Genomic DNA, 10,471 nt, shown 5'->3' with positions numbered 1-10,471 from the left:
CACAGGTCTAATTGTAAATAAATTTCCAAATGGATGGAGCCACCTTTGTTGGGTATTTACTTTTTTGGCTCTAAATAGAGAATATAATTAAACTGAAAATTACGAAATTATTTATGCAACACTAGTGTATGTATTTAACAATATGAATGAATTGGAAACTAATAGGTTGTTTTCGAAATATAATTATAGGTATGGATGGAATACATATTTTAATTTGTTTTAAAGGAAATACACACTTAATATAACTGCGAAAAAGTTATATTAACAAAATAAATGGGCTGTTTTAATAAAGAAACCGAGCCACAAATTATTCAAAAATAATTCAAAAAAAGTTCACAAAAATGGAACGAAGTATGATTTAATAGATTGAGGAAATGTTATTTTTCTACACAAATATTTAACATTATTTCCACTATTAAGATAATGAAAACTATTGACAGAATATTGACTAAAATCGGTGATAGTCGTTTTTCATTACAATATAGCATTAAAGCTAATAATGTACTATAGTTATTGTAGTGTCGTGAGACCGGATTTGTGTTCATGGAAAGGAGGAGATGAAATGGCGGGCTCAAGATCAATAAGTGAAGCAACGATAAACGGCGATGATAACGGCATTGATCTACCAAAGACAAATGCATGGAAGGATTTCCTTGCACTAATTAAAATTGGCATTGTAAACTCCAATTTAATTACTACCTTTACTGGACTTTGGTTAGCGCTTCACTTTGGAGAAAAAAGCTTCTTTTCAAATCTAGATATTGTTTTTTATACGTTGATAGGATCGTCGCTCATTATAGCAGGTTCCTGTGCCATAAATAACTACATTGATAGAGATATTGATCCTCTTATGGAACGTACTAAGGATAGACCAACAGTAACGGGAAATGTTCAACCACGAAAAGTGATTATAATGGGGTTAACTCTTATAACTATAGGTACTATTTTTCTCGCATTAACCACATTAACAGCTGTTGTAATTGGACTTGTAGGAGTGTTTAGCTATGTTGTCCTTTATACAATGTGGTCAAAACGCCAACTTGTTTCAAATACCATCATAGGAAGTATATCAGGTGCCGTACCACCACTGATTGGTTGGTCAGCGGTTGATGGGGATTTGAGTATCATGGCATGGAGTTTATTCCTAATCATGTTTGCTTGGCAACCACCGCATTTTTATGCCCTAGCGATGAGAAGAGTAGAAGAGTATAGGGCTGCTAACATTCCTATGTTACCAGTAGTAAAAGGCTTTGAAACAACAAAAAAACATATCATTTTATGGATTGTTTCCTTGTTGCCGCTTCCATTCTTATTGACCAGCTTAGGTATACCATTCCTAATCCTAGCGTCAGCTTTAAATGTAGGATGGTTAGTTACTGGTTTATATGGCTATAAGAAAAAGGACGATATGAAATGGGCAAAGATCATGTTTGTCTATTCTCTACAATATCTAACTATTCTTTTTGTAGCTATGGTAATTGTCACACTAATATAAAATATGTTTTGTTAGAAAAACCTTTCCCTACTGTCATTAGGGAGAGGTTGTCTATAAATTTTTTTACTGATCAAACATTTCAGGGAAGAAATATTTTACGAAAGAGGGGTTTGATTAAGCTATGAAAAGGCTTGCGAAATGGCGAATGATTTCAATGATTGCAATCATAACGCTACTACTTTCCGGATGTGGTGAACCGTTCTTGTCAACGCTACAGCCAGCCGGTGAGGTTGCTAAAGAGCAATTCGATTTAATGATGTTATCTGTGGCGATAATGGTAGGGGTAATTATCGTCGTAACCTTGATCTTCGCGATCGTGGTTGTAAAATTCCGCCGCAAGGATGATAGCATTCCAAAACAGGTGGAAGGAAGTCATAAGCTAGAAATCATTTGGACTGTTATCCCAATTATTCTACTTCTTATTCTTGCTGTTCCAACAGTAGCTTCTACATTTAAGTTTGCTGATGTTTCTGAGATGGATAAGAAAAATGAAGAGGGTAAAACGGATGCATTAGTTATCAATGTCCGTGCTAGCCTTTATTGGTGGGAATTTGAGTATCCAAACGAAGAAATTATTACGAGTCAGGACTTGGTTGTTCCTACAGGACAAAAGGTGTACTTTAACTTAAAGGCGTCTGATGTAAAGCACTCTTTCTGGATTCCAGCGGTTGGTGGAAAGATGGATACAAACACTGATAACGTGAACCGATTTTATTTGCAATTTGATGAACAAAAAGCAAATGAAGCTGGAGATTTATTTTACGGGAAATGTGCGGAGCTTTGCGGACCATCTCACGCTCTAATGGACTTTAAAGTTAAAGCGATTTCACCAGATGAGTTTGACCAGTGGGTTGCTGATATGCAATCTGTCAAGGAACCTGAAACGGCTGAAACTCCTTTAGCTCAACAAGGTCAAGAAGTCTTTAATAACAGCTGTATTGGTTGTCATGCTGTAACACCAGCAACTGGTGCTCCAGAAGCTGCTCGTCTTGGACCAAATCTAACAAACTTTGGTGAAAGATCTCGTATTGCAGGTGTATTAGACCATACAGAAGAAGAACTTAAAAACTGGATTTCTGATCCTGAAGCTTATAAGCCAGGGAACAAAATGACAAATGCATACAACACATTAACTCCAGAAGAACTAGATGCTGTATCAGAATACTTAATGAACTTAAAGGTACAGGATTAATAGGGGACTTTGTTTGAAAGGGAGGCAGAATTGTGAGTACCTATGCTCAGAAAAAGGGGTTCGGTGCGACTTTGTGGGAATACTTAACTACAGTAGACCATAAAAAGATCGCTATCCTTTACTTAATTGCTGGTGGACTATTCTTCGTTCTAGGTGGTCTAGAAGCAATGTTTATTCGTATCCAGCTAGCTGTACCAAACAATGATTTTGTAAGCGCTGGATTATATAATGAAATTTTAACCATGCATGGAACAACAATGATTTTCTTAGCAGCTATGCCACTGTTATTTGCTTTTATGAATGCCATTATGCCATTACAAATCGGAGCTCGTGACGTTGCGTTTCCATTTGTCAATGCACTTGGATTCTGGTTATTCTTTTTTGGTGGTATCTTCTTAAATCTATCTTGGTTTTTAGGAGGAGCACCAGATGCAGGTTGGACCTCTTATGCATCTCTATCGATGGCATCTGAAGGACACGGGATAGATTTTTATGCACTAGGGTTACAGATTTCTGGTGCGGGAACGTTAATGGGGGGAATTAACTTTCTAGTAACGATTATCAATATGCGTGCACCTGGTATGACATACATGAGAATGCCATTGTTTACATGGTCTACGTTCGTGGCATCAGCACTTATCCTATTTGCATTTCCTCCGCTTACAGTGGGACTATTCTTGCTGATTTTTGACCGTATGTTTGGTTCAAACTTCTTTGATGTTGCAAATGGTGGAAATACAGTCATTTGGGAGCATTTATTCTGGATCTTTGGACACCCAGAAGTGTATATTTTAGTCTTACCGGCATTCGGTATTTTCTCGGAAATTTTTGCTACTTTCTCGAGAAAGCGTCTGTTTGGATACTCATCTATGGTGTTCGCTACGGTTCTTATTGGATTCTTAGGATTCATGGTTTGGGCTCACCATATGTTTACAACTGGATTAGGTCCAATTGCTAATGCAATCTTTGCTGTTGCAACGATGGCAATTGCTGTTCCAACTGGTATAAAAATCTTTAACTGGCTCTTCACTATGTGGGGAGGAAGCATCAAGTTCACAACACCTATGCTTTATGCCGTTGCATTCATTCCATCTTTCGTAGGTGGAGGGGTAACAGGGGTTATGCTTGCTTCAGCAGCAGCTGACTACCAATACCATGATTCTTATTTCGTAGTTGCCCATTTCCACTATGTTATTGTTGGTGGAGTTGTATTTGGTCTTTTAGCAGCAACCCATTTCTATTGGCCAAAAATGTTTGGAACAATGTTAAACGAAGCATTAGGAAAAATCACTTTCTGGTTATTCTTAATTGGATTCCACTTAACATTCTTTATCCAGCATTTCCTTGGATTAATGGGGATGCCAAGACGTATTTTTACATTCTTACCTAACCAAGGTTTGGATGCTGGGAACTTAATAAGTACAATTGGTGCATTCTTTATGGCGATTGCTACATTAATCTTGTTAATCAACATTGTGATTACAAGTGTGAAAAATGAAAAGGTTGGAAATGATCCTTGGGAAGATGGACGTACACTTGAGTGGGCAATTCCATCACCACCACCTTTCTACAACTTTAAACAGCTTCCGCTTGTTCGTGGATTAGATCCACTATGGATTGAAAAAATGGAAGGCAAAAAAGGTATGACACCTGCTGAGCCGCTTGGTGACATTCATATGCCAAACAACTCATTTACTCCATTTATGATTTCACTAGGATTATTTGTGGCCGCATTTGGTGCGCTATACCGTGAAGATTATAATTGGGGTGTATTGGTTCTGATCGCAGGAATGGGTATCACACTTTTATCAATGTTTGTTCGTTCTGTTAAGGATGACCATGGCTTCCATATTCACAAGGAAGATTTATTAAACGATGATGATAAGGGGGGGAAGGCATAATGCATGTAGAAGATAAGTTTACTGCTGAAACATGGCCTGCCGCACCTGAAAAGCAAACCCTTGAAGGAAAAAATAAGTTTTTAGGTTTTTGGTTATTTTTAGGTGGAGAAACGGTTCTCTTTGCATCACTTTTTGCAACTTACTTAGCCTTAAAGGATAAGGTTCCAAATGCTGAACACGCTCTAGCAAAGGATCTTTTCGAATTACCGCTAGTATTTGTAGCAACGATGCTACTTTTAACTAGTTCGTTAACAAGTGTATATGCAATGTACCACATGAAAAACTTCAATTTCAAAAAGATGCAGCTATGGTTAGGCTTAACTGTGCTGCTAGGATTTGCATTCTTGCTTCTTGAAATTTACGAGTTCAATCACTATGTACATGAATATCATCATACATTTACTAGTAGTGCATTTGGATCTGCCTTTTATACTCTTGTTGGTTTCCACGGGGGTCACGTTGCTTTCGGTCTTCTATGGATCGTCACTTTAATGGTGAGAAATGCAAAGCGTGGGTTAGATTTGTACAATGCGCCAAAGTTCTATGTTGCAAGTCTTTACTGGCACTTTATTGACGTGGTGTGGGTATTTATTTTCACGGTAGTATATTTAATGGGAATGGTGGGATAAACTGATGGCAAGTGAACAAACACATTCAGGTAACCCTAGAGTAGACATTGAATATCGTAAAAAGAAAAGTGCAGAGGAAATGCGCTATCAAATTGTATCATTTTCTATGATGATCTTTTTGACATTTGTAGCATTTATTGCTGTAGGCTATGGTGATTTTTCGGCATGGTTTATCGTTCCTTTCATTCTTTTGCTAGCTGTCGTGCAAGTAGTCTTTCAATTATATTACTTCATGCATATGAGTCATAAGGGACATGAAGCGCCAGCGCTTTTCCTATATTCAGGTTTATTAGTTGGGTTAATAACAATATTAGCTTTTATGACCATTATTTGGTGGTAAGTGTATGAAAGAAAATCGGCTTCCTGAGCCGATTTTCTTTTTGCGCTAAATATAGGAAAACCTCAATCGTTGTAGTATGCAAGTCAAATCAGGTATAATATAACTGACTTAAAAATAACGAGGTGATCGTCATTGTCGCTTGATATATTTGGATTTAGGGCATTGTGGAGTCCATTTTTCCTAATCCTTTTACTTGTGTTTTTAGCTACCTATTTTCTCGTAACTACGAAGTACCGATCTCTCTTTTCACATTCAGAGGTATTAACTAGAAAACAATGGATTAGCTTTACATCAGCTATGGTACTCTTGTATGTGGTGAAGGGATCTCCCATTGATTTGTTAGGACATATAATGTTTTACGTTCATATGATCCAAATGGCCATTCTATACTTAGTGATTCCTATTCTATTTATTTATGGAATTCCTCCATGGATGTGGAGATCGGTATTATCTAAACCAATCATTAAACCATTGTTTGGATTTTTCACAAAACCTCTAATTGCACTTATTCTTTTTAATGGAGTGTTTTCTTTCTACCACGTTCCTAATATTTTTGATATTGTAAAAACAGATATGTGGTTGCATGCCATCTATACTTCGGCATTATTTTTATTAGCGATTTGTATGTGGTGGCCACTAGTGAACGAGTTAGAAGAGTATGAAACATTAAACGGGTTGAAAAAGGTAGGTTATATCTTTGCAGATGGAATTTTATTAACACCAGCATGTGCTTTAATTATCTTTGCAGATACACCGATGTATACTACTTTTTCTGATCCAAACGCATGGGCAAGCGCACTTGAATTATGTGTTCCATCAACGACGCTAGCTTCATTAAATTTAAGTGGGCCAGAGATGTTTAATTCAATGTCGCTGCTTGAGGATCAACAAACGGGTGGAGTGCTCATGAAGGTCATACAAGAGGTTGTGTATGGTGTGATCTTAGCACAGGTGTTCTTTAATTGGTTCAGAAAGGAACAAACGATTGATGAGTTACCTGTAAATCAAACTAGCTTTCAACCAGAGCCTACTAAATAAAATAAGTTTTTAAGAGGAGAAACAAATGGATTTCACATTACCTATTTTACCTACAATTAGTACAACCTTTATTGTGCTAAGTGGTCTAACTGTTGCGATTGGATGGTGGCAAATCAAGCAACGTAAAATAGAGGCCCATCAAAAAACGATGTTTTTAGCAGGAATATTCGCTATTATCTTCTTTGTCATCTATGCTAGCCGAACCATCTTTATTGGTAATACAGCGTTTGGTGGACCAGATGATATTAAAATTTACTATACAATCTTTTTGATCTTTCATATTACATTAGCAACGGTTGGAGCAGTATTAGGGATCATTTCGTTGTATACAGGCTATAAAAAGCAACTAGAAAAGCATAGAAAACTTGGGCCCATTACTAGCATCGTGTGGTTTTTTACTGCTATAACAGGTGTAGCTGTATACCTGCTATTGTACGTCATATACCACGGAGGAGAAACCACCTCTGTTATTAAAGCAATACTAGGGTTTTAATGATGCATAAAAGCGCTACAAGTAATTGTGGCGCTTTTTTTTGAATATGTTTTACAGAAGTTGTGATATGGGGTGAGAATGATGGAATTTGTTGTATTAACAGAAAATGATTATGAGGAAGCCATGAAATTGTCAATGTATGCCTTTCAATATAAGGTAAGTGCGGATGATATCCCTAAAAGAAAACAGATGCTAAAATCCCACGACATTCTTGCGGTCAAGGATGGAGAAAAACTTGTTGCAAAATTACATATTATCCCGTTTTCTATTTATATAAACGATAACAAATTTCAAATGGGAGGCATAGCTGGAGTGTCAACGTATCCAGAATACCGGCGTCACGGCTATGTGAAACAACTTATTACTGAAGCCTTACAACATATGAATCAGAAACAGCAATACATATCCTTTCTTCACCCTTTTGATGTCCAGTTTTATCGTAGATTCGGTTGGGAGCTTTTTGCAGATAACAAAAAGGTAACGATTGAGAAGAAAGATTTAGATATGTTGCCTTCAAACCAAGGGGAAATTTTAAGAGACATTCCTAAGGATGAAAGAGCACAAATTGAAAGAGTATATGAGACTTATGCAGCATCTCATAGTGGTATGCTTGTTCGAACACAAAAATGGTGGAAAGACCACGTATACAGTGAGGACCATTTGGCTGCGTATGTGAATGACAATGGTGATTACGAAGGTTATCTCGTCTATTCAGTGAAAAATAATGAGATGGAAATCATTGAAATTATTACTTGTACTCATCAGGCAGCCATTGGACTATGGAATTTTATCTGTCAGCATGACTCCATGATTGACAAGGTAGTAGTTACCACTTCGACTCATGACCTATTTCCATACTACTTAAAACAACCAAAACAAAAGACGGATGTTCACCCATACTTTATGGCTAGAATTGTTAATGTAGAAGGGTTTTTAAAATCCTACTCCTTCGAGTCAACTGGTGAAAAGGTATTTATTCATGTAAATGATGAATACTGTAGTTGGAATATTGGTTCGTATTAACTTTCTGATGATTCTTTTACAGCTTACAAGGAGAAAGAAGGAAGTGTTTGTGCACATCCACCTAAGGTTGGGTTGCAAATGGGCATAGGAACATTGTCTACGCTATTGTTAGGATACAAAACTGCTGATGAGCTGTATCACCTTGGAGAAATTACAGGAAGCATAGATGATCTACAGAAGCTTAAAAGGAAAATTCCAAGATTACGTCCATATTTTCCGGATTTCTTTTAATGCATGTAAAAAGCGCAGACTTCAAATATGAAGACTGCGCTTTTTTAAATTTTAAAATTCAGCTTAATAATGCCAGCTTCTTTTGCCGAATTGAATGCGATTAATAGTAAAGGGCCAATAATAAACCCTAGAATTCCTAGCAACTTAAGACCAAGGTACATTGCTATTAAAGTAGATAATGGCGAGAGACCAATATGTGTTCCCATCACTTTCGGCTCGACCGTCCGACGGATAATTAACAATATAGCTGCTAAAATAGATAGTTTTGTACCTAACACTACATCTCCAGTTATGAAATGAAATAATGCCCATGGTGCCATGATCACTATAGACCCAATGATGGGGATAAAATCTATAATCCAAATGATAGTGGCCATTAATAAAGCTACTTTTGGAGTAATAATGAATAACCCAATTAGTGTAACTAAGAAAATGAGTACAGAAACAAGAAATTGAGCCTTAAAAAATCCGATTACAACAAAGGATAGACGGGAGGTCATAAAATTAACTTTATCAGCTGTTTTCTCAGTTAAATGGCTATATAAAGAAATTTTTAACCTTTGTAAATCTAATAGGAAAAGAAATAGTGCAATCAAATACACTAAGAAGCTGACAAGATAGCTGGGTATATTTGTAAGCAATGACCGAACATTATCGATGTTTACGTAAGCTACTAAATCGTTTTTCGTTCCATTAAGAAAGGTTTGTACCTGGTTGCTAATTCCATCTACTACTTCCTTCGGTAATTCCTTAGCAGCAGAGGTTAATTTCTCTTCAGTATCTAGCCAAGCCCGATTGATCTCATTTATTAGCTGAGGAGCGTATTCAACAACTTGTATGGCTTCTGTAATGACTTTTGTAACAATGAAATAGCCGGTCACCCCAACAAAGAGTAAGAAGCCCAAAAATACAACTAAAACAGATACTTTCCGATTAAGTTTGGTGCGATTTTGTAACATTCGTACGAGAGGGTCAAGGAATAATGCTGTTATAAATGCAGTGATCAAAGGAATAGATACGGGCAGAATAAGATATAACAACAGGGCTGCTATACAGACACCTATAAAAATTAATAAATACCGTTTCTTAAAAAAGCTGAGTAACAAAGTTGTTCTCCTTCCATAAATAAAAAATATTTGTTAATTTCGGAACACTTAAATTATAGTATGCATTTAATAAAATAACCAATGAAAATAATAAAAATATGAATTTAAATAGTTTGTTGTGTTTATTAGACGAGCCTAAAAGGAGGGATTATGTTGGTAAGTATGTTTGAGCAAAATGAAAGCAATCGAGCCGTTCACAACATTATTTCAGCAATAGTCGAGTCTAATATAAATGAAAGCGATGACTATGTCCTATTCAAAAAAAGAGGACCTATTATTGATTGCTTCCAAGGACCATTTCATTCCAAAAAAAGTCAAACGTATGAAGTGATTTTGAAAGAAAGTGTTGTTGGGATTATATTAAGAATAAGTGCCATTAATTATAGGGGAATTATCGGTAAAATAGAAAATTTACAGGCTGCAATTCAAGAGGAAGTATACCTGTTGACGGGGTATAAAGTAAGTTATATTGACGTGAAACTTAGATAATAAAAAAGACGCAAAATGCGTCTTTTTTATTTAGAAAATTTCTCCACTTCTACTTTTACTTCGTTTAGAAGCTTTTCGCATTGGCTGACAAGTCCTTTTGGAAAAGTTTCACCTTCACCGTATTCTACACCGTGTGGATAATAATGCTTTCCTAATAGCGGTGTCATTAATTGAACGGTTGCTTTGTGTGCTCCAACATCACCTTCTACAGCATATCCGAATACACGAAGATAGAAAGTTCCTTCTTTTAGGATAAACTTACGGTCGTATGTTACTCTTTCATAGTCCCATTGTCCTTCACGAACTAACCCATGATCAAGCATCACTTCGTCTAAACGATTTAAATCTGCTTTTACGCTCTCAAGACCTACATTTTCAAACTTCATTATTTTCCCTCCTACAAACACGACGTATTGTCAAAACTTTTATATTAAATAGGCTATAAAATACCTTGATAGAGGGCTTTTTGAGCAAAAAAATTGCCACCCCCTGAATTTTAGGAAATAGTGAGGTTACCACACCAAACACCAACCT

General features: G+C 36.4%; 11 protein-coding genes and 1 pseudogene. 10 read left to right on the top strand and 2 right to left on the bottom strand.

Annotation, left to right across the window (positions count from 1 at the left end):
- Window positions 1-562: 562 nt before the first annotated feature.
- The 9 genes and pseudogenes from cyoE to ACFFHF_RS12500 form a co-directional block, all read left to right on the top strand.
- A complete protein-coding gene (cyoE, locus tag ACFFHF_RS12540; protein ID WP_160548576.1) occupies window positions 563-1,495 on the top strand; it encodes a heme o synthase in 933 nt (310 codons plus the stop codon).
- A gap of 121 nt (window positions 1,496-1,616) precedes the next feature.
- Window positions 1,617-2,687, top strand: a complete 1,071-nt coding sequence (gene coxB / locus ACFFHF_RS12535; protein ID WP_160548577.1) for a cytochrome c oxidase subunit II — start codon at window positions 1,617-1,619, stop codon at window positions 2,685-2,687.
- A gap of 32 nt (window positions 2,688-2,719) precedes the next feature.
- Complete coding sequence (gene ctaD, locus ACFFHF_RS12530; protein WP_340903084.1) at window positions 2,720-4,588, top strand: cytochrome c oxidase subunit I; 1,869 nt, start codon at window positions 2,720-2,722, stop codon at window positions 4,586-4,588.
- Window positions 4,588-5,217 carry a cytochrome (ubi)quinol oxidase subunit III gene (locus ACFFHF_RS12525; protein ID WP_160548578.1) on the top strand — a complete coding sequence of 210 codons (630 nt, stop codon included), beginning with the start codon at window positions 4,588-4,590 and terminating at the stop codon, window positions 5,215-5,217. Before ctaD ends, ACFFHF_RS12525 begins: the two co-directional genes overlap by 1 nt.
- 4 nt (window positions 5,218-5,221) lie before the next feature.
- Entirely contained in the window at window positions 5,222-5,557 is a 336-nt protein-coding gene (gene ctaF / locus ACFFHF_RS12520; protein WP_160548579.1) for a cytochrome c oxidase subunit IVB, read from the top strand.
- A 132-nt stretch (window positions 5,558-5,689) separates the two neighbouring features.
- Complete coding sequence (gene ctaG, locus ACFFHF_RS12515; RefSeq protein ID WP_377058297.1) at window positions 5,690-6,595, top strand: cytochrome c oxidase assembly factor CtaG; 906 nt, start codon at window positions 5,690-5,692, stop codon at window positions 6,593-6,595.
- A 25-nt stretch (window positions 6,596-6,620) separates the two neighbouring features.
- Window positions 6,621-7,088 carry a DUF420 domain-containing protein gene (locus ACFFHF_RS12510; protein WP_160548581.1) on the top strand — a complete coding sequence of 156 codons (468 nt, stop codon included), beginning with the start codon at window positions 6,621-6,623 and terminating at the stop codon, window positions 7,086-7,088.
- Between the two features lie 78 nt (window positions 7,089-7,166).
- A complete protein-coding gene (locus ACFFHF_RS12505) occupies window positions 7,167-8,111 on the top strand; it encodes a GNAT family N-acetyltransferase (protein WP_377058296.1) in 945 nt (314 codons plus the stop codon).
- 57 nt (window positions 8,112-8,168) lie between these two features.
- Window positions 8,169-8,342 (top strand): annotated as a pseudogene (locus ACFFHF_RS12500) (sterol carrier protein domain-containing protein); the annotation flags it as partial.
- 44 nt (window positions 8,343-8,386) lie between these two features.
- Here the strand turns inward: ACFFHF_RS12500 and ytvI are convergent.
- Window positions 8,387-9,448, bottom strand: a complete 1,062-nt coding sequence (ytvI, locus tag ACFFHF_RS12495) for a sporulation integral membrane protein YtvI (protein ID WP_160548584.1) — start codon at window positions 9,446-9,448, stop codon at window positions 8,387-8,389.
- A 150-nt stretch (window positions 9,449-9,598) separates the two neighbouring features.
- Between ytvI and ACFFHF_RS12490 the strand changes: the two genes are divergently transcribed.
- On the top strand, window positions 9,599-9,937 hold the full coding sequence (locus ACFFHF_RS12490) for a hypothetical protein (RefSeq protein WP_160548585.1): 339 nt from the start codon (window positions 9,599-9,601) through the stop codon (window positions 9,935-9,937).
- 26 nt (window positions 9,938-9,963) lie between these two features.
- Here ACFFHF_RS12490 and ACFFHF_RS12485 read toward each other — a convergent pair whose 3' ends face one another.
- Window positions 9,964-10,323: a YugN family protein gene (locus ACFFHF_RS12485; RefSeq protein WP_160548586.1), complete on the bottom strand. Its 360-nt coding sequence runs from the start codon at window positions 10,321-10,323 to the stop codon at window positions 9,964-9,966.
- Between the last annotated feature and the right edge of the window lie 148 nt (window positions 10,324-10,471).

Origin of the sequence: Robertmurraya beringensis (assembly GCF_042433785.1) — a bacterium.
Classification (GTDB): Bacteria; Bacillota; Bacilli; order Bacillales; family Cytobacillaceae; genus Robertmurraya_A; species Robertmurraya_A beringensis.
Note: the sequence above shows the minus strand (reverse complement) of the source record. Positions and strands in the feature narration are given on the sequence as shown.

Coding starts and splice junctions, on each gene's coding strand:
- coxB (WP_160548577.1), top strand. CDS start 1,617: ATGAAAAGGCTTGCGAAATGGCGAATGATTTCAATGATTGCAATCATA.
- ACFFHF_RS12525 (WP_160548578.1), top strand. CDS start 4,588: ATGCATGTAGAAGATAAGTTTACTGCTGAAACATGGCCTGCCGCACCT.
- ACFFHF_RS12510 (WP_160548581.1), top strand. CDS start 6,621: ATGGATTTCACATTACCTATTTTACCTACAATTAGTACAACCTTTATT.
- ACFFHF_RS12490 (WP_160548585.1), top strand. CDS start 9,599: ATGTTGGTAAGTATGTTTGAGCAAAATGAAAGCAATCGAGCCGTTCAC.
- ACFFHF_RS12485 (WP_160548586.1), bottom strand. CDS start 10,323: ATGAAGTTTGAAAATGTAGGTCTTGAGAGCGTAAAAGCAGATTTAAAT.
- cyoE (WP_160548576.1), top strand. CDS start 563: ATGGCGGGCTCAAGATCAATAAGTGAAGCAACGATAAACGGCGATGAT.
- ACFFHF_RS12505 (WP_377058296.1), top strand. CDS start 7,167: ATGATGGAATTTGTTGTATTAACAGAAAATGATTATGAGGAAGCCATG.
- ctaF (WP_160548579.1), top strand. CDS start 5,222: ATGGCAAGTGAACAAACACATTCAGGTAACCCTAGAGTAGACATTGAA.